Here is a 19,258-nt window from a genome sequence, read left to right on the forward strand (position 1 = left end):
CGCCAACAAGGCACCGAAACCAAGAGGGTATCCGCCTCCGCCCGTCGCGGCTGAAGCCGCTCCCACAGTGACGGGCGGCACGTCGCAGCGAAGCAACACGCCGCTCAGCGGCGCCAGGCGGTCGTTTCGAGCGCCCGCTGCAGGCGCTGAAACGTGGGCCGCAGCTGCCAGCGCGCGGACCACGGCAGGCGCGCCAGCACGGCGCGCGCATCCAGCGCCGGCAGCCCGCCGGTCCAGGCGAACACGATGTGGTTGTCCAGTTCCGGCTCGTCCATGCGCAGCACGCGGCCGCCGAAGATCTTGCGAAAGTGCGCCACATGCTGGCGCGTGTCGGTGGCGTACAGGTTCACCGCCAGCACGCCGCCGAGCGTCAGCGCGGCGTGGCACGCATCGTAGAACCCGCGCGTGCGCATCACCGCGGGGATGCCCTCGGCATCGTAGGCATCGAGCAGCAGCAGATCGTAGCGGCCGCGGCGCTGCGGCAGCAGCTGCGCGCCGTCGCCGTGCAGCGCCTGGAAGCGCGCATCGTCGGCCGGGATGTGGAAAGCGTCGCGCAGCGCCAGCACATCGGCATCGGCCTCGATCGCCTCGATCCGCGCCTGCGGCAAGTGCCGGTAACAGAACTTGGCCTGCGAACCGCCACCCAGGCCGACGATGCCGATGCAGCGCGGCTCCGGCCGCAGCAGCAGCGCACCGAGCATGCTGCGGGTATAGCCCACCTCCAGCAGGTGCGGCCACCAGGTGAGCATCCGGCTCTGGGTCACCTCGCCCTTGAACTGCAGGCTGGTGTAGCGCCAGCCGCGTTCCAGATAGGGCCGCCCCGGGGGCAGCGCCTGCGTCTGCGCGCGGTCCGGCCGCAGCAGCTGGCGCAGCGTGGCCCAGCGACCGCCTGCGCCGCGGTTGCCGCCGGAGGCCGCGCTCACGGCTTGGCGATGAGGTTGGCCACACCGTGCGGCACGTGCCCGGCGGCCACGCGCTCGCGTGCGGCGCTGTCGATGTTGTGCTGCGAATCGTCGAAGAAGATGTCGGCGCCGAACGCCTGCAGGAACGGCCCTTTGTGGCGGCCGCCGAGGAACAGCGCCTCGTCCAGGCGCACGCCCCACTCGCGCAGCGTGCGGATCACCCGCTCGTGCGCCGGCGCCGAACGCGCGGTGACCAGCGCGGTGCGGATCGGCGAGGCCTCGCCGGCCGGGAACGCGGACTGCAGCGCATGCAGCGCGGACAGGAAATTGCGGAACGGCCCGCCGGTCAGCGGCTCGCGCGCGTTCTCGCGCTCGTAGCGGCCGAACGCTTCCACGCCCTGCTCGCGCGACAAACGCTCGCCCTCGTCGCCGAAGATCACCGCATCGCCATCGAAGGCGATGCGCAGCTGCGTGGACAGGCGCTCGGAATCGATCGCCCCGGCCGCCGCGGCCGCCTCCTGCGCATGTTCGCCCGCCGGCTTGGGCAGGATCGTCGCCGCGGCGATGCCGTGGCTCAGCGCGCGCCGCACCGACTCCGGATTGGCCGACAGGAACAGATCGGTGCCGAACGGCTTGACGTAGGGCCAGGTGGCCTCGCCGGAAGTGAAGGTGGCGCGGACGATGCCCAGCCCGTAGTGCTGGATCGAATTGAAGATGCGCAGCCCGGTGTCGGCGGAATTGCGCGACAGCAGGATCACCTCCACCGGTGGCGTCTCCGGCGGCGTGCCCTGGTTCAGCGCCAGCAGCTTGCGCACCACCGGAAACGCCACGCCCGGCGCCAGCACATCGTCCTCGCGCTCGCGCTGGTAGGCGCTGTACGCCTCCACCCCTTCCTTCTCGAACAGGGCATGGCCCTCTTCCAGATCGAACAGGGCACGCGAGGTGATCGCGACGGTGAGCAGGCGGGGGGCGTTGTCGGACATTTTTGGGGGACTCGGGACTCGGGACTCGGGACTCGAAAAGCGTCCCATAACGGAAGTTTAGCCGGCACCGGCCATGCGATCGAAGCACGCGAAGCAGCAGTTGCTCTTATCGAGTCCCGAGTCCCGAGTCCCCAGTCCCGAGTCCCGGCTTCACACCATGAACTGCTCACTCAAGATCCGCTCTTCCAGATTGTGCTCCGGATCGAACAGCAGGGTGACCAGGCGGTCGCGCGATTCGCGGATGGTGACTTCGACCACGTCGCGGGTTTCGTGCGAGTCGGCGGTGACGCTGACCGGGCGCTTGTAGGGGTCGAGCACGCGCAGGCGCACTTCGGTGTCGGCCTTGAGGATCGCGCCGCGCCAGCGCCGCGGCCGGTACGGGGCGATCGGGGTCAGCGCCAGCGTGTGCGAACCCAGCGGCAGAATCGGGCCGTGCGCCGAGGAGTTGTAGGCGGTGCTGCCGGCCGGCGTGGCCACCATCACCCCGTCGCAGATCAGTTCGTCGACCCGGGTCTGGCCGTTGAGGTCGATGCTGACGTGCGCGGCCTGGCGGGTCTGCCGCAGCAGCGACACTTCGTTGTAGGCGAGCGAACCGGTGGTGGTGCCGGATTCGGTCTGCGCCAGCATCTCCAGCGGCCGCAGCTTGGCCGGCTCGGCCTGCGCCAGGCGCACGCCGAGGTCGTCGTCGCGGTACTGGTTCATCAGGAAACCGACCGAGCCCAGCTTCATGCCGAACACCGGCTTGCCCAGGCTGCCGTGGCGGTGCAGCGTCTGCAGCATGAAGCCGTCGCCGCCAAGCGCGCACAGCACGTCGGCCTCGGCCGGCGCGCAGTCGCCATAGCGCGCGATCAACTGATCGCGCGCCTGCACCGCAGGCGGCGCGGTGCTGGCAAGAAAGCAGATACGGGGAGAAGACGGCAGGACGGAAGCATTCATGGCCCCGATCATACCCGGCGCACCGTTACCCGCGCGCTTCGCGTCCACACGGACAAGCGCGAGCCGAGAAAACCCGGCTCACGCAATGCTTCTGGAGCAAAGCCCCCTTCTGTTAAGGGGGGCGCGGCGACAGCCGCGGGGGATAGGCGAAGTGGCCGGGCGGCACCAAAAGTTTGCTGTGCAAACTTTTGGATCAGGCCCGCAAAGCGGGCCTGATCCCAGGGTACAACCCAGTGTGTCGTCAAACGCCGTGCGCCGCCAGTTGGCCCAGACGCTGCACCGCCACCGACACGGTCGGGTAGTCCAGCGCCTTCTGCGCCGACAGTTCCTGCAGCAGGTTCAAGGTGAAGCGCAGGCTGCTGTCGTCGCGCTGCAACCATTGCTGCACCTTGGCCTCGGCGTTGCCGCCCGGCAGCGCCAACGCCTGCCCGGCCAGCGCACTGTGGTGCTTGGCCAGTTCGTCGCGCAGCACGCCACGGGCTACCGCATGCCAGCGGCCGTTGACCTCAAGCGCGTCGATCTGCTCGAAGATCCACGGCAGCTGCAAGGCCTCGCCGAGGCGGAAGTGCACCTTCGACACCTCCACCGGCTTGAGCTTGCGGGTGCGCGCCATCTCGATGATGTCGAACGCCGGCTCCAGAAAGCGCAGTTCCGACAGCTGCTGCGCCAGCGCCGGCGGCAGGCCCTTGTCCTGCCATTCCTGCACCAGCGCCTCGTACAGCGGGCGCTGCGAGTCCGACAGCACGCCGGAGGCGACGCGGATGTCGTTGAACGGCTCGTGGTAGCGCTCCACCGCCGCGGTGATGCCGGGCATCGGACCGGGGCGGAACAGCAGCCAGCGCACGAACGCGCGCTGCAGCTTCCAGATCACTTCCAGCGCATCGATCTGCACCGACTCGGGCACCTGCCCGTCCAGCGCGTCGATCTGCGTCCACAGCGCGCGCGCGTCCAGCGTCTCGCGGCTGATCGTATACGCCTTGGCGACCTCGCCGATGCTGCGTCCGGTGTCTTCCTGCATGCGCATCAGGAAGGTCGACCCCATGCGGTTGATGGTGGCGTTGGTCACCGCGGTGGCGATGATCTCGCGCTTCAGCCGGTGCCGCTCCATCGCATCGGCGTACTTCTTCTGCAGCGGCTGCGGGAAGTAGCGCTGCAGCTCCTTGGACAGGTACGGATCCTCGGGGATGTCCGATTCCAGCAGCTGCTGGAACGCGACCAGCTTGGAGTAGGACAGCAGCACCGCCAGCTCCGGCCGGGTCAGACCCTGGCCGCGGGCCTTGCGCGCGGAGATCTCCGCATCCGAGGGCAGGTATTCGATCTGCCGGTCGAGCAGGCCCTGCGCTTCCAGGGTACGGATGAAGTGCTGCTTGGAGCCCAGACGCTTGACGCTCATCCGCTCCATCAGGCTCAGCGCCTGGTTCTGGCGGATGTTGTCCCACAGCACCAGCTCGGCGACCTCGTCGGTCATCGACGCCAGCAGCGTGTTGCGCGCCGCCACGCTCAGCTTCCTGGCCTGCACCACGTCGTTGAGCAGGATCTTGATGTTGACCTCGTGGTCGGAGGTGTCCACGCCGGCCGAGTTGTCGATGAAGTCGGTGTTGAGCAACACCCCGACCTGCGCGGCCTCGATGCGGCCGAGCTGGGTCAGGCCCAGGTTGCCGCCCTCGCCTACCACCTTGCAGCGCAACTCGCCGCCGTTGACGCGCAGGCCGTTGTTGGCGCGGTCGCCCACATCGCCATGGGTCTCGCTGGCCGCCTTGACGTAGGTGCCGATGCCACCGTTCCAGAACAGGTCGACGGGCGCCTTGAGGATGGCGTGCATCAGCTCGTTGGGCGAGAGCTGCTTGACGCCCGGCGCCAGGCCCAGCGCCTCGCGCACCGGTGCGCTGATCTCGATCGACTTCAGCGTGCGCGGGTAGATGCCGCCGCCGGCGCTGATCAGCTTGGCGTCGTAGTCCGCCCAGCTGGAGCGCGGCAGCTTGAACAGGCGCTCGCGCTCGGCGAACGAGGCGGCCGGATCAGGCGTGGGATCCAGGAAGATGTGGCGATGGTCGAACGCGGCCAGCAGGCGGATGTGCCTGGACAGCAGCATGCCGTTGCCGAACACGTCGCCGGACATGTCACCGATGCCGACCACGCTGAAGTCCTCGCGCTGGCAGTCGCGGCCCAGCGCGCGGAAATGGCGCTTGACCGACTCCCAGGCGCCGCGCGCGGTGATGCCCATGCCCTTGTGGTCGTAGCCGACCGAGCCGCCGGAGGCGAACGCGTCGCCGAGCCAGAAGCCGTGGTCGATCGCCAGCCCGTTGGCGATGTCGGAGAAGGTGGCCGTGCCCTTGTCGGCGGCGACCACCAGGTACGGATCGTCCTGGTCGTGGCGCACCACCTGCGGCGGCGCCACGATCCTGCCGCCGACGATGTTGTCGGTGATGTCGAGCAGGCCCTGGATGAACAGCTTGTAGCAGGCGATGCCCTCGGCCAGCACCGCGTCGCGGTCGCCGCCGGCGGGCGCGCGCTTGCAGAAGAAGCCGCCCTTGGCGCCCACCGGCACGATCACCGTGTTCTTGACCATCTGTGCCTTGACCAGGCCCAGCACCTCGGTGCGGAAATCCTCGCGCCGGTCCGACCAGCGCAGGCCGCCGCGCGCCACCGCGCCGAAGCGCAGGTGCACGCCTTCCACGCGCGGGCCGTACACGAAGATCTCGCGGTACGGGCGCGGCTTGGGCAGGTCCGGCACCTTGGCCGAATCGAGCTTGAAGCTGATGCAATGGCCCGGCTGGCCGTCCTTGCCGGTCTGGTAGTAGCTGGTGCGCAGGGTCGCTTCGATCACGCCCTTGAAGCTGCGCAGGATGCGGTCCTCGTCGAGGCTGGCGACCTGGTCGAACAGCCTCAGCAGCGCGGCGTTGATCGCTTCCAGTTGCGCATCGCGGCCGCCACGGCGTGCGTCGATCGCCGGTTGCAACGCTTTCAGCGCGCCTTCGTCGCCGCCGGCCAGCAGGGTCAGCTGCGTCGCCAGCGCAGCCTGGCCGTCGGCGATCTGCGCCTTGCTCTCGTTGCCGGTGGCCGGATCGAAGCGCGCCTCGAACAGTTCCACCAGCAGCCGTGCCAGCAGCGGATAGCGGCTGCAAGTCTCTTCGACGTAGGCCTGCGAGAACGGCACGCCGGTCTGCAGCAGGTACTTGTAGTAGCCGCGCAGGATCGCCACCTGGCGCCAGCTCAGCCCGGCACCGACGATCAGGCGGTTGAAGCCGTCGTTCTCGGCATCACCGCGCCAGATGCGCACGAACGCCTCGCACAGCGGCGCGTCGGCGCGTGCGACGTCGAGGCTGCCGGCCAGCGGCTCCACTTCGAAATCCTGGATGTACAGCAGTGTGCCGTCCACGGTGAGCCGGTACGGGCGTTCGGAGATCACCCGTAGGCCCAGGTTCTCCATCATCGGCAGCACGTCCGACAGCGGCAGGTCGTCGCGCTGGCGGTAGAGCTTCAGGCGCAGGCTGTCGGCGCCGTCGCGGGGCAGCGCCTGCAGGCTCAGGTGCAGGTCGTCGGGACCGCGCAGCGCGGCCAGGCGCTCGACGTCGCGCGCGGCGATCTGCGCGGTCGATTCCTCGATGTAGCCGGCCGGCAGCGCGCGGCCGTAGCTGGACGACAGGCGCAGGCCGTCGCGCTCGCCACGGCTGGCGACCAGCGCTTCGCGCAGATCGTCCTGCCAGTTGCGCAGCAGGTGCGCCAGGCGCGCTTCCAGTTCGGTGGTGTCGAATTCCAGCGCCTCGCCGAGCTTGGGTCGCACGATCAGGTGCAGCTGCGCCAACGGCGATTCGCCCAGCACCACGCTGGAATCGATGTATTCGCCGTGCAACGCGTCCTTCAGCAAGGCCTCGATGCGCAGGCGCACGTCGGTGTTGAAGCGCTCGCGCGGAATGTAGACCAGCGCGGAAATGAAGCGGCCGTACTTGTCGCGGCGCAGGAACAGGCGGCTGCGCACCCGCTCCTGCAGGCCGAGGATGCCCATCGCGGTGCGGTACAGCTCTTCCTCGTTGGACTGGAACAGTTCCTCGCGCGGCAGCGTCTCCAGGATATGGCGCAGCGCCTTGCCGCTATGGCTGCTCGGGGTCAGCCCGGAACTGCGCATCACGTAGTCGTAGCGCTCGCGCACCAGCGGTATCTCCCACGGCCGGCGGTTGTAGGCGCTGGAGGTGAACAGGCCGAGGAAGCGCTGCTCGGCGACGATGCGGCTCTTGGCGTCGAATTCCAGCACGCCGATGTAGTCCATGTAGCCGCTGCGGTGCACCTGCGAGCGCGCATTGGTCTTGGTCAGGATCAGCGCTTCCTTGACGCCGGATTCGCTGAGGCCCTGCGCGGCCAGCGTGCGCACCGGCCGCGCCGGCGACTTGTCGTGGCCGCGCAGCAGGCCCAGGCCGGTATCCTCCAGCGGCGCCAGCACGTCTTCGCCGCCCTGCTTTTCGACCCGGTACTCGCGGTAGCCGAAGAAGGTGAAATGATCGGCCGCGGCCCAGCGCAGGAATTCCTGCGCCTCGCGCCGGCCCTTGTCGTCCACCGGCAGGCGCCGCGTGGTCAGGTCGTCGGCCAGGGTCAGCATCTTCTCGCGCATGCCGCTCCAGTCGCGCACGATGTTGCGCACCTCGCCGAGGATGCGCTGGATCGCCGCATCGACCCGCGGCATGTCCTCCGGCGGCTGCCGGTCGATCTCCAGCAGCATCAGCGATTCCGGCTTGCCCTCGCCGACCGTCTCCAGCTTGCCGGCCTTGTCGCGGCTCATGCGCAGCACCGGGTGGCCTAGCACGTGCACGCCGATGCCCAGCTCCGACAGCGCCATGCTCACCGAATCGACCAGGAACGGCATGTCGTCGTTGACGATCTGCAGCACCGTGCGCGAGGACTCCCAGCCGTCTTCCTTCACGCTTGGATTGAACACCCGCACGTTGACCGTGCCCGGCTTGCGCTTGCGCGCGAATTCCAGCATCGACGCCGCCAGCGCCGCCCACTCCTGCACGCTGTGGTGGGGGAACTCGTCCTCCTCCATACGCTTGTAGAACTGCTCAGCGAACAGCTGCGCCTCGGCCTGGCGGCCGCTCGGATAGCGCTGGCGCAGCGCTGCGTACACCGGCTCCAGGCTGAAGTCGCCAGCGGCCGCGGCCGGCGTGGCATCGCTCGCCCGCGCAGTGGCGGCCGCGCGCGGCACGGCGCGCTTGCCGGCGACCGGCGCGGCCTTCGCGGCCTTGGCAGACTTGGGAGCGGGCTTGGACGCGGACTTGCTGGAGGATCCGGCCGAGGACGTGCTGGAACGGGAGGCGTCTGATTTGGGTTTCATGACGGGGAGCAACAACGATGCTCGATGGGAAAGCCGGAATTGTACCGGTGGCGCGTGCAACTCCCTTGCTGCATGGCGCAAACCGGGATGGGGAGCGAAACCACACGCCATATCGGGCAAGGTCGCGCCAGCGCCACCGTCACACCGCTATCACTTGTTCCAGCACAGCGTCGCCGATGTCGCGGCTTGTCGCGATCGGCGCACTGCTGTCAAGGCTGTTCTAATTCTAAACTGGACGGTATAGTCCACATTCTATGGTCGCCTCCCCAACCCCGCCCCGCCTGTCCCAGGCGCGCGACCAGCGCGTGTATACCGCTGTGCGCGAACTGTTGGCCGAAGCGGGCATGCGCCTGAGCATGGATGCGGTGGCCGCCCGCGCCGGTTGCTCCAAGCAGACCCTGTACAGCCGCTACCGCAGCAAGCAGGACCTGCTGCAGCGGGTGATCCAGGACCATACCGAACTGAGCGCCACCCATCTGGGTCCGGCGCAGGGCGAACTGCGCGGCAGCCTGCTGCGTTTCGCCCGCGAGCACCTGGAACAACTGTCCGAGCCGCGCGTGCTTCAGAGTTGCCAGCTGATCGCGGCCGAATCGCGGCATTTCCCCGAGCAGGTGCGCGCGCTGTTCCGCGACAGCGCGCAGGCGCTGATGCAGCGCCTGAGCGAGCGCCTGCAGTTGGCGGTGGCCGCCGGCCAGCTGCGCCATGACGATCCGCACTGCATGGCCGAACTGCTGCTGAGCATGATCGTCGGCATGGATTTCGAGCGCCAGCGCTTCCATACCGCGCATCGCAGCGACGCCGCCGCGCAGCGCGCCTGGGCCGAATTCGCCGTCGACGGTTTCCTGCGCGCGTTCGCCGCGCCTTCTTCCTCTTCCCTTTCGTTTTCGACACCAGACCGGAGTACCACCCGATGACCTCCCCGTTGCGTTCTCTCGCCCTGGCCTGCGCCGTCGTGGTGGTGTTGGCGTCCTGCAAGAAACAAGAGGAACCGCAGGCCATGCCGCCGCCGGAGGTGGGCGTGCTGGAAGCCAAGCCGCAGACGCTGCCGCTGCAGCGCGACATGGTCGGGCGCCTGTCCGCTTACCGCAGCGCCGACGTGCGCGCCCGCGTGGCCGGGGTGCTGGAGAAGCGCCTGTACACCGAAGGCACCGACGTGAAGGAAGGCCAGCCGCTGTTCCAGATCGACCCGGCGCCGCTGCGCGCCTCGCTGGCCTCGGCGCAGGGCCAGCTGGCCGCGGCCGAGGCGACCTACGCCAACGCCAAGGTCGCCGCCTCGCGCGCGCGCAGCCTGGCGCCCCAGTCCTATGTCTCCAAGTCCGATCTGGACAGCGCCGAAGCCACCGAGCGCACCTCGGCCGCGTCGGTGCAGCAGGCGCGCGCCGCGGTGGAAAGCGCGCGCATCAACCTGGGCTACGCCACCGTCACCGCGCCGATCGCCGGCCGCGCCGGTAAGCAGCAGGTCACCGAAGGCGCGCTGGTCGGCCAGGGCGACACCACGCTGCTGACCACGATCGACCAGCTCGATCCGCTGTACGTGAACTTCTCGATGAGTTCGGACGAACTGGCGCAGCTGCGCCAGGCGCAGATCCAGGGCAACGTGGCGCTCAACGACGCGGGCAAGTCGACCGTGCAGGTCAAGCTCGGCGACGGCAGCGTCTATGCGCAGTCCGGCACGCTGGACTTCTCCGACACCGCGGTGGATCCGAGCACCGGCTCGGTGACCCTGCGCGCCCTGCTGCCCAATCCGGACCGGGTGCTGCTGCCCGGCGCGTTCGTCAGCTTCGCCGCCAACCTGGGCCAGCGCAACAACGCCTACCTGATCCCGCAGCAGGCGATCCAGCGCGATGCCAAAGGCGCCTACGCGCTGGTGGTCGGCAAGGACGGCAAGGTGCTGCGCAAGGACGTGGTCACGGTCGGCCAGCAGGAGGGCAAGTGGATCGTCGGCTCCGGCCTGGCCGCCGGCGACCAGATCATCGTCTCCGGCCTGCAGAAGGCCAAGGAAGGCGCGCCGGCCAAGGCCACGCCGTGGACCCCGGACGCCCGGCCAGGCCGCGGGCGGCGCCGCGCCGCAGGGCCAGGCGCCCGCTGCCGCCGCATCGCAGGACAAGGCCGCCGGCCAACCGCAGGGCGCAGCGAGCGGCGACACGCCGGCCGCTGCGGCCGATTCCAAGCCCGAGCAGCAGTAACGGACCCCCGCCATGCCTAAGTTCTTCATCGAACACCCGGTCTTCGCCTGGGTGGTGGCGATCCTGATCTCGCTCAGCGGCGTGATCGCCATCCTCAACCTCGGCGTCGAATCCTATCCCTCGATCGCGCCGCCGCAGGTCACCGTCACCGCGACCTACCCCGGCGCCAGCGCCGACACCACCGAACGCTCGGTCACCCAGGTGATCGAGCAGCAGCTGACCGGCATCGATCACCTGCTGTACTTCAGCTCCTCGTCCTCCTCCAGCGGCACCGCCACCGTCACCCTGACCTTCGAGACCGGCACCAATGCCGACATCGCCCAGGTGCAGGTGCAGAACAAGGTATCGCTGGCGACGCCGCGCCTGCCCTCGCAGGTGACCGCGCAGGGCGTGGTGGTGGCCAAGGCCAACGCCGGCTTCCTCAGCGTGATCGCGCTGCGCTCGGAGAACCCGTCGATCGACCGCAGCGCGCTCAACGACATCGTCGGCTCGCGCGTGCTGGAGCAGATCTCGCGCGTGCCCGGCGTCGGCAGCACCCAGCAGTTCGGCGCCGAATACGCGATGGACATCTGGCTGAACCCGGAAAAGCTGCAGGGCTATCACCTGTCCCCGAGCCAGGTGTACAACGCGATCAGCGCGCAGAACGTGCAGTTCGCCGCCGGCTCGATCGGCTCCGATCCGGCCCCGTCCGGACAGTCGTTCACCGCCACGGTCACCGCCGAAGGCCGCTTCAGCTCGCCCGAGCAGTTCGAGAACATCATCCTGCGCGCGGACGGCAACGGCAGCGTGGTGCGGCTGAAGGACGTGGCGCGGGTCGCGTTCGGCCCGACCAGCTTCGGCTTCGACACCCAGTACAACGGCAAGCCGACCGGCGCGTTCGCGATCCAGCTGCTGCCCGGCGCCAATGCGCTGAGCGTGTCCGAGGCGGTCAAGGCCAAGATGGACGAGCTGCAGCCGAGCTTCCCGCAGGGCGTGAGCTGGTTCACCCCGTACGAAAGCACCACCTTCGTGCGCATCTCGATCGAGGAAGTGGTCAAGACCCTGGCCGAGGCGATCGTGCTGGTGTTCCTGGTGATGCTGGTGTTCCTGCAGAACTTCCGCGCCACCATCATTCCCACCCTGGTGATCCCGGTGGCGCTGCTCGGCACCTTCCTGGGCATGTGGGTGATCGGCTTCACCATCAACCAGCTGACCCTGTTCGCGATGGTGCTGGCGATCGGCATCGTGGTCGACGATGCGATCGTGGTGATCGAGAACGTCGAACGCATCATGTCCGAAGAGCACCTGGCGCCGAAGGCGGCCACGCAGAAGGCGATGACCCAGATCACCGGCGCGGTGGTGGCGATCACCGTGGTGCTGGCGGCGGTGTTCATCCCCTCGGCGATGCAGCCCGGCGCGGCCGGCGCGATCTACAAGCAATTCGCGATCACCATCGCCATGGCGATGGGGTTCTCGGCGTTCCTGGCGCTGAGCTTCACCCCGGCGCTGTGCGCGGCGTTCCTGAAGGCCACCCACAACGAGAACCCGAACTGGGTGTATCGCACCTTCAACAAGTACTACGACAAGCTGGCCAACCGCTACGTCGGCGCGGTCGGCGGCACCATTCGCCGCGCGCCGCGCTGGATGGCGGTGTTCGCGTTGCTGGTGGTGCTGTGCGGCTTCCTGTTCACGCGCATGCCCGGCAGCTTCCTGCCCGAGGAAGACCAGGGCTTCGCGCTGGCGATCGTGCAGTTGCCGCCGGGCGCCACGGTCGGCCGCACCAACGAGGTGTTCGCGCAGATGCGCGGCGTGCTGCAGCAGCAGAAGGCCGTGGAAGGCATGCTGCAGGTGGCCGGCTTCAGCTTCCTGGGCCGCGGCGAGAACGTCGGCATGGGCTTCATCCGGCTCAAGCCGTGGGCCGACCGCGACGTCACCGCCACCGACCTGATCCAGCAGTTGAACGGGATTTTCTACGGCATCAAGGGCGCGCAGATCTTCGTGGTCAACCTGCCCACGGTGAACGGGCTGGGCCAGTTCGGCGGCTTCGACATGTGGCTGCAGGACCGCACCGGCGCCGGCGAGGAGGCGCTGATGCAGGCGCGCAACATCCTGCTCGGCAAGGCCGCCGCGCGCCAGGATGCGCTGGCCGGGGTACGCCCCAACGGGCTGGAGAACGCACCGCAGCTGCAGCTGAGCGTGGACCGGGTGCAGGCGCAATCGATGGGCCTGTCGGTCAGCGACATCTACCAGTCGATCCAGATGATGCTGGCGCCGGTGTACGTCAACGACTTCTTCTACGAAGGCCGCATCAAGCGCGTCAACATGCAGGCCGACGCGCCGTTCCGCACCGGTCCGGAGTCGCTGCGCAACTTCTACGTGCCCAGCAGCAGCGCCACCGACAGCGACGGCCTGCCGCAGATGATCCCGTTGAGCACGGTGGTGAAGTCGAACTGGATCTACAGCTCGCCGTCGCTGAGCCGCTACAACGGTTACTCGGCGGTCAACGTGGTCGGCAACCCGGCCCCGGGCGGCAGTTCCGGCCAGGCGATGAGCGCGATGGAGGAGATCGTCAACAACGATCTGCCGCCGGGCTTCGGCTTCGATTGGAGCGGCATGTCGTACCAGGAGATCATCGCCGGCAACAGCGCCACGCTGCTGCTGGTGCTGTCGATCGTGGTGGTGTTCCTGTGCCTGGCGGCGCTGTACGAGAGCTGGTCGATTCCGGTCTCGGTGTTGCTGGTGGTGCCGATCGGCGTGCTCGGCGCGATCACCTTTTCGCTGCTGCGCGGCCTGCCGAACGACATCTACTTCAAGATCGGCATGATCACGGTGATCGGCCTGGCAGCGAAGAACGCGATCCTGATCGTGGAATTCGCGGTGGAGCAACGTGCGGCGGGCAAGACCCTGCGCGAAGCGGCCACCGAGGCGGCGCACCTGCGCTTCCGCCCGATCCTGATGACCTCGTTCGCGTTCATCCTCGGCGTGCTGCCGATGGCGATCTCCAGCGGCGCCGGCGCCAACGCGCGCCACTCGATCGGCACCGGCGTGATCGGCGGCATGGTGTTCGCGACGCTGTTCGGCGTGCTGTTCATCCCGCTGTTCTTCGTGGTGGTGCGGCGCATGCTCGGCGACAAGCTGGACGAACCGTCGAAGGAATACGTGGCGATCCAGCAGGAAGGGCAGAACCGGCATCAGCCGGATCGGTGAGGCTGTTGTCGGGACTCGGGACCCGAGTCAGAGCGCTGAGTTTCTAAGAGCGGTTGAACTGCAAGCAACAAAAAAGCGGCCGGATCGGCCGCTTTTTTGTTTTGAGCCCTTAGAGCGGCTAACAAAAGCCCCTTGAACACGTCTGTTGAGCCACCACTTTGTGGTGATGGCTCACCGCAAAGAAATCAGCACAGCGCTGTGGAAGCGCATCCCCCCCTTGATCCCGGTCGTGCCGCCTTCGCCCAGGGGCGGTAGGCCGCGCGTAGACGACCACAGCGCACTCAGCGGCATCGTGTACGTGCTGCGCACTGGCATCGCTTGGGAGGATCTGCCCCAGGAACTTGGCGACGGCAGCGGCATGACCTGCTGGCGCCGATTGCGTGACTGGCAGGCGGCGGGTGTGTGGCACCGTCTGCATCAGGTGTTGCTGGCCGAACTTCGCCGCGCCGACCGGCTCGATTTCAGCCGGGCCAGCCTGGACGCGGCCAGTGTGGCCTCCCCCCGGGACCTGATTAGCGCTGTGTCTCAGCTGTCGTACGCAGTTGCTGCTCTGTGAGCCTTCCCGCGCCGGCCAGGGCACTGGCCAGGCGCGGCACCATGGCGGCCAGGTTGAAGCGGCGATTGAAGCGGTAGGCATGCGCATGCAGGTAGCGCGCGCCGTATTTGGGGAAGTCCACCGCATGGTGGGTGCCGCTAAGCGCCGTTTTGAGATTGCCCAGGATCGTATTGACCCAACGCAGACGAGGCTGCTGGACGCCTTTGCGGCCGCTTCCGGTCACGATGGCATCGTGGGTCAGGCCTGCCCAGCCCACACCGGTGAACGCTGTCAGCCCATCACTGACGACATGGGTGCCCGGTGCCAGTGCCTGCTGAGCCCACGTGTGCACGACGCTTCTTCGGAAGCTGGAGACCACATCCAGGCGGAGATAGCGCGGGCGCCCTTGATGCAGGGAAACCGCTGCAATAAACGGCACTTTATTGCGCCACTGCGGTTGGCCTGGACCACCGGCGCGTTCGCCGCCCAGATAGGCATCATCGATCTGGACCTCTCCGTCGAGCCGGCGTGACTGCTCACGATCGGCCATCGCCGACATCACTTTGTGCTTGATCCGCCATGCAGTGCGATAGCACACGCCCAGTTGCCGAGCCAGTTCCAGCGCAGCAATTCCGTTCTTGGCTTGGCTCACCAGATAGATGGCCAGCCACCACACCCGCAAGGGAAGCTTGGTGTCTGCCATGGGCGTGCCGGCGGTCAAGCTGGTCTGTACCCGGCAGCGCGCGCACTGCCACAGGTGCTGGCGTCCCCGCTCAAAGCCACTGGCATGCGTGTGTCCGCACTGCGGACACACGAAGCCATTGGGCCACCTGGCCTGAACCAAGGCCTCGACACATTGCGCCTCGGAGCCGTAGCGGCTCAGAAAAGCCGGAATCGAAAGCCCCTTTTGGAACTGGATCCGATTGAGCGTCATCGCCGTATCTCACTGAAGAACCTGCATTTCTAAACCAAGGCAGCATCACCAGCTGAGACACAGCGCTAATCAGGCCCCCGGGAGGCGCCTATACGGGGCCGAACCCGACCGACCGCGGCAAACGCGGCAGCAAGCGGCACGTGATCACGGATCGGCACGGCGTCCCCCTGGCGTTCTGCGTGACCGGGGCCAACCGGAACGATTCGGTCGTATTCGAGGAACTGGTCGATGCATTGCCCTCCATTGCCGGCAAACCTGGACGGCCACGACGCTGGCCGGACACGCTGCATGCCGACAAGGCCTACGACATGGATCGGTGCTGGAACCACCTGAAGCGACGAGGGATGACCCCACGCATCGCCCGCAAGGGCGTGGAAGGCAACGATCGCCTGGGCCGATACCGCTGGGTGGTTGAACGCACGCATGCCTGGTTTGCCGGCATGGGAAAACTGCGGACCCGCTTCGAACGCCGGATCGATATCCATCTGGCGCTGCTGTCCATGGCCTGTTGCGTCATCTGCCTACGGCGACTTCCAAAATTTTGTTAGCAGCTCTAAGTGGACGGGCAGCGGTCGGCGGTGCTCTAGGACGGCGCGAGCAAAACGACAGATAGGAAGAGACAGACACGAAAGCATGCAGGACATCGCAAATGCACCGAATGCGCGCGTATGGCGCTCGTGGAGCCGGCGTTTGGATAGGGAATCCATCGCGAGGCGTGGCAAATCAGGTGTTTAGCGCGACAGGTGACACTTCAGGTGACGCGCAGTGCTCGGGAAGAGGCCGACCGCAGTGCCGGTAGGATGCGGCCGGCTCCCGGAGGGGGATTCAGTGCGATGCTCTGGAGTCAGATCCCCATTCGGAAATCTGCAATATACATTTAAAATTGCATTACTTTGAAATACAGTAATGCTAACCGCCAGCTTATCGAATTTAGATTAACCCTATGGCTGGCATGTGTAGGAATGCTTAAAGGCTGCAGTTACTACGCCATCTCCGTCAGTTAAGGTGGTCGTGGCATTATATTTCGTTGCAGGGGGGCCGAACTTTTCGCCACAGATGGGCTGGATTTTCATTGTATTATCGCCTGCGTCGGAGTAACTAATTCTCGTTGTTTTATCGCAATCGTCGCTGGCCCGGCAGGAAATGGTTCTGCTAGTAATTGGATAGCGCGGAAATCCTTCATACTTCACAGGGATGACCACATTCTTCCATCGATCCGAGACAGCAGGGATTGCGGTAATTTTAAATGTGGTGCAGGGCTTGTCCTTTAAACGGAAGCCCTTCTCTACGCCGCGCATCGACGCTTGCTGGAAATTGGTGTCTTGAAGCGCCGCTGCATCTTGCGAATTCGTATGGAAGGCTACTTCCACGATGATGGCCGGCACAGTCGCTCTTCTATTCTCGCCCTTATTTGCTTCGCCCACGCGGTCGGCTATTCTGAAATCTGTATAGCCTGGCACTGAATGAACTTGTTCTTTCAGGTAACAAAGGACGCTGCTGCCGAGCACTTTGCTCGGCTCATCTTCTGGTTGCACCCACACCGTAGTGCCACGCGTGGTAGCATCATCGCTAGCATTGGTGTGGATGGATAGAATGGCTTGCACTTTTATATGGTTAGCATATAGCGGTCGTGCTGCAATATCATCATCTTGTTCACGCAAACTAAGCCGGTCGGGCGAGCTGCCGTTCGGGAAAAGATTCCACATCGTTGAACCGAGATCTGGGTATAGTTCTTTTAGATAGTATCTGGAAGCCATCTGGTTGTAGGTAAAGGTTGTATAAACGCCAGGGCTGCTGCTATAAAGAGACGACCCGTCTGTGCTGCGCGTGTATTTGACGCTCGTGACGGTTGTTGGGTTTCGAGCCAATAAGTAAGTATATAGCGTATCGGCATAATCAAGAGTTATAAGGTCTTCCAAGACGCCAAAAGAACGCTCTCTTTGATATCGCCAGTCGTTATACTGGTAATTGTGATAGGCTCCATGCCCTGGGTTAATGACAACAGGCGGCGGAGTTTCCGCCGCCGCTGCCGCCGCTGCTTTCGTGACCTGTTTCCACGAGTGTTTCACGGGGAAGTCATCAGGGAAAAGCTCATTGATGGTTCGTCCATTGAATCGTAGCGTAACGACATCAATTGCTAGTACGCCATCAACTAATTCGTGCCCTCTACGGCTAACTTCGTCAAGTGCCTCTCCAAGTGTTTCGGAGAATTTTGTCATTCCTTTGGGGATATATCCTTCCCCCAAATCAACTAAAATTTTATTGGTGGACTTTTCATAAACTACTCGTACATCTATCTTTTCATCTTGCCCAGGCAGGCGCTTTTGATTGTCTACGAGGTTTTGAAGGTCCGACTGCAGAAGGGGTTGTATTTTTGCCCAACCTTCTGGGGTCACCGCAGTCGGCTTTTCCGGTTGATGCTGTTGCTCGGCCAGAGCGCTAGGTACACCCGTGAGCGTCACTAGAAAAATGGCGAATAAGGCGCAATAGACGTTAATTATTCCTTTGTCTTTGTTGCCCGTGCTTCTTTTCATGCACAATTCCTTATGTTAAAGCAGGTTCCCCCTGCAGAGCCAAATTAGCATAGGATCTGCAGAATTTCTATTACACCACTGCATCATAGAGCGCGAGGTCGCTGCGCCTCATTTCATTGACCTCGCGCAGAGCCGAGTTTGCTGCGTAATGGCCCAGGTTGTTGCATGAAATTTGTCTACGAAATTGGCCGAATTTATGGGCGATGTGGCGTGGGGCACGCAGGGGCCAGAGCGCGGCGGCAGACGAGACAACGCCTAGGCAGCACTGCCCGGGGATGCCGCCGCACGGGCGGTACCTACTCCCTCTAGTCGATGCCATAGGCATCGCCTGCATGCCCGCACTGAGGGTGGCCGTGCAGGAGCTGGAGAAGGATCAAAAGACTTGCCTTAGCAGGGCGTACAGGGCATGGGAAAACTGCGGACCCGCTTCGAACGCCGGATCGATATCCACCTGGCGCTGCTGTCCATGGCCTGTTGCGTCATCTGCCTACGGCGACTTCCAGAGTTTTGTTAGCCGCCCTTAGGCTTTTCGAGTCCCGAGTCCCGAAAACCTCACCGCAACCCCGTCTCATTCCGCGCAATCACCAACCGCTGGATCTCCGAAGTGCCTTCATAGATCTCGGTGATCTTGGCATCGCGGAAGTAGCGCTCCAGCGGCATTTCCTTGGAATAGCCCATGCCGCCGTGGATCTGCACCGCCTGGTGGGTGATCCACATCGCCGCTTCGGAGGCGGTCAGCTTGGCCACCGCAGCCTCGGTGGTGAAGCGCTGGCCCTGCCCCTTCACCCACGCCGCACGCAGGGTCAGCAGCAGCGACGCGTCGAGTTTGCACTTCATGTCGGCGATCTTGGCCTGGGTCATCTGGAACGCGCCGATCGGCGAGCCGAACGCCTTGCGCTCCTTCACGTAGTCCAGGGTGGCCTGGTAGGCGGCGCGGGCGATGCCGATCGCCTGCGAGGCGATGCCGATGCGGCCGGCGTCGAGCACGCTCATCGCGATCTTGAAGCCCTCGCCCGGCACGCCCAGGACCTCATCGGCGCTCGCCACGTAGTCCTGGAACTCGATCTCGCAGGTGGCCGAGGCGCGGATGCCGAGCTTGGGCTCGGTCTTGCCGCGATGGAAGCCGGGTTTGTCGGTGTCGATCACGAACGCAGTGATGCCGTGCGAGCCCTGCTCCGGCTCGCTCATCGCGAACAGCACGATGTACTTGGCGACCGGGCCGGAGGTGATCCAGCTCTTCTTGCCGTTGATCACGAAGCTGCCGTCGGCCTGGCGCACCGCCCGGCAACGCATCGCGGTGGCGTCGGAGCCGGACTGCGGCTCGGTCAGCGCGAACGCGCCGATGTGGCTGCCGTCGGCGATCGCGCGCACGTAGGTCTGCTTCTGCGCCTCGTTGCCGTTCTTCAGGATGCCGGCGCAGAACAGCGAGTTGTTGACCGACACGATGGTGGAATGGGCGGCGTCGCCGGCGGCGATCTCGACCATCGCCAGCACGTAGGCGATCGGGTCCATGCCGGCACCGCCGTACTCCTCCGGCACCTCGATGCCCATCAAGCCGTTCTCGCCGAGCAGGCGGATGTTCTCCAGCGGGAATTCGCCGGTACGGTCGTGATGCTCGGCGCTGGGCGCGATCCGTTCCTGGGCGATGCGTCGCGCCACGTCCTGGATCATCAATTGCTCTTCAGTAAAGCTGAAATCCACGTAGAACCCCTCCCGGGCTGTCTGGTGCGCCATTG

General features: G+C 65.6%; 9 protein-coding genes and 4 pseudogenes. 6 read left to right on the forward strand and 7 right to left on the reverse strand.

From position 1 onward, the window contains the following. Positions 1 to 104: 104 nt before the first annotated feature. The 4 genes from KHF85_RS11305 to KHF85_RS11320 form a co-directional block, all read right to left on the reverse strand. Positions 105 to 923, reverse strand: a complete 819-nt coding sequence (locus tag KHF85_RS11305; protein ID WP_284566754.1) for a spermine/spermidine synthase domain-containing protein — start codon at positions 921 to 923, stop codon at positions 105 to 107. Next, positions 920 to 1,885, reverse strand: coding sequence for a 5'-nucleotidase (locus tag KHF85_RS11310; protein ID WP_064540144.1), 966 nt, complete (start codon positions 1,883 to 1,885; stop codon positions 920 to 922). The genes KHF85_RS11305 and KHF85_RS11310 overlap by 4 nt, the downstream gene beginning before the upstream one ends. 150 nt (positions 1,886 to 2,035) lie before the next feature. Next, positions 2,036 to 2,806: an NAD kinase gene (locus tag KHF85_RS11315; protein ID WP_284569533.1), complete on the reverse strand. Its 771-nt coding sequence runs from the start codon at positions 2,804 to 2,806 to the stop codon at positions 2,036 to 2,038. Positions 2,807 to 3,062: 256 nt separating this feature from the next. Beyond that, positions 3,063 to 8,147 carry an NAD-glutamate dehydrogenase gene (locus KHF85_RS11320; protein WP_284566755.1) on the reverse strand — a complete coding sequence of 1,695 codons (5,085 nt, stop codon included), beginning with the start codon at positions 8,145 to 8,147 and terminating at the stop codon, positions 3,063 to 3,065. Positions 8,148 to 8,401: 254 nt separating this feature from the next. Here KHF85_RS11320 and KHF85_RS11325 point away from each other — a divergent pair, with 254 nt between their 5' ends. The 4 genes and pseudogenes from KHF85_RS11325 to KHF85_RS11340 form a co-directional block, all read left to right on the forward strand. Then, the gene (locus KHF85_RS11325) at positions 8,402 to 9,061 is read left to right on the forward strand and encodes a TetR/AcrR family transcriptional regulator (protein WP_284566756.1); all 660 of its coding nucleotides are present in this window, start codon (positions 8,402 to 8,404) and stop codon (positions 9,059 to 9,061) included. After that, positions 9,058 to 10,333 (forward strand): annotated as a pseudogene (locus tag KHF85_RS11330) (efflux RND transporter periplasmic adaptor subunit). Before KHF85_RS11325 ends, KHF85_RS11330 begins: the two are co-directional and overlap by 4 nt. Positions 10,334 to 10,345: 12 nt before the next feature. Beyond that, entirely contained in the window at positions 10,346 to 13,519 is a 3,174-nt protein-coding gene (locus KHF85_RS11335) for a multidrug efflux RND transporter permease subunit (protein ID WP_284566757.1), read from the forward strand. Between the two features lie 166 nt (positions 13,520 to 13,685). After that, positions 13,686 to 14,021 (forward strand): annotated as a pseudogene (locus KHF85_RS11340) (transposase); the annotation flags it as partial. 10 nt (positions 14,022 to 14,031) lie between these two features. On the opposite strand, the gene KHF85_RS11345 reads toward KHF85_RS11340, so the two are convergent. Continuing rightward, on the reverse strand, positions 14,032 to 14,988 hold the full coding sequence (locus KHF85_RS11345; RefSeq protein WP_284566649.1) for an IS1595 family transposase: 957 nt from the start codon (positions 14,986 to 14,988) through the stop codon (positions 14,032 to 14,034). Between the two features lie 74 nt (positions 14,989 to 15,062). On the opposite strand from KHF85_RS11345, the pseudogene KHF85_RS11350 reads away from it, so the two are divergent. Further along, positions 15,063 to 15,536: pseudogene (locus KHF85_RS11350) on the forward strand (IS5 family transposase); the annotation flags it as partial. A gap of 393 nt (positions 15,537 to 15,929) precedes the next feature. On the opposite strand, the gene KHF85_RS11355 reads toward KHF85_RS11350, so the two are convergent. After that, positions 15,930 to 17,522, reverse strand: a complete 1,593-nt coding sequence (locus tag KHF85_RS11355; RefSeq protein ID WP_284566758.1) for an N-acetylmuramoyl-L-alanine amidase family protein — start codon at positions 17,520 to 17,522, stop codon at positions 15,930 to 15,932. A gap of 406 nt (positions 17,523 to 17,928) precedes the next feature. On the opposite strand from KHF85_RS11355, the pseudogene KHF85_RS11360 reads away from it, so the two are divergent. Continuing rightward, positions 17,929 to 18,036 (forward strand): annotated as a pseudogene (locus KHF85_RS11360) (IS5/IS1182 family transposase); the annotation flags it as partial. Positions 18,037 to 18,074: 38 nt separating this feature from the next. Here KHF85_RS11360 and KHF85_RS11365 read toward each other — a convergent pair. After that, positions 18,075 to 19,256, reverse strand: coding sequence for an acyl-CoA dehydrogenase family protein (locus KHF85_RS11365; protein WP_284566759.1), 1,182 nt, complete (start codon positions 19,254 to 19,256; stop codon positions 18,075 to 18,077). Between the last annotated feature and the right edge of the window lie 2 nt (positions 19,257 to 19,258).

This window comes from Xanthomonas graminis pv. graminis (assembly GCF_030168915.1).
GTDB lineage: Bacteria > Pseudomonadota > Gammaproteobacteria > Xanthomonadales > Xanthomonadaceae > Xanthomonas_A > Xanthomonas_A translucens.